General features: G+C 38.3%; 1 pseudogene. It reads left to right on the top strand.

The features are described 5' to 3' along the window. Positions 1-239: 239 nt before the first annotated feature. Positions 240-703, top strand: a pseudogene (locus ACRCJ0_RS17665) (Ppx/GppA family phosphatase); the annotation flags it as partial.

Genomic DNA, 703 nt, shown 5'->3' with positions numbered 1-703 from the left:
AAGTTTGACTTTCGTAGCCCGATATTACGGCTATCGTTAAATAACAATTAGGGGGGTTGTGGCTTTGATGTCACGGCCCTCTTCTTCTAGAATCCCCTATCTAACTCCCTGCAGAAATAGTCTTTTACTTATCGGGAAATATTATTTCGGATTTGCTGAAATTGCGTTATACTAAACCTAAGATAAATTTAATTTTAGTTGTTACTGAAGTACATGAAAATCGAAAGGACACAATAGTTATGAAAGAACGAATTGGTTTGATTGATATAGGTTCAAACTCTATTCGCCTTGTTGTCTTTCAAGTCGAAGATAATTTAGCCATGCGAGAAATTCAAAACATCAAAATTCCCGCACGGATTTTTCAATATATTAATGATGATCACGAAATGTCACAGGATGGTATTGACACCCTAGCCCGGATAATTGGCGCCTTTGCAAAAGAAGCGGCTATATTAAAAGCTGACCGCATCTTGCCAAAAGCAACTGCAGCCATCCGACAATCAAAAAATAAAGATGACATCATCAATCAAGTGAAGAAAAAAACTGGTGTCACCATTGAATTAGTGCCAGAAGAAATGGAAGCTTACTACGGATTCTCTGCAGTCGTTCACTCTATGAGTGATTCTGACGGTGTATCCATTGATATCGGTGGTGGCTCAACAGAAATCACAGTCTTTAAGGACAAGAAATTGGTTGAAGCCTA

Source organism: Aerococcus sp. L_32, from assembly GCF_050689315.1.
The sequence above is the reverse complement of the archived record's forward strand: the minus strand, read 5'-3'. Positions and strand labels throughout refer to the sequence as shown.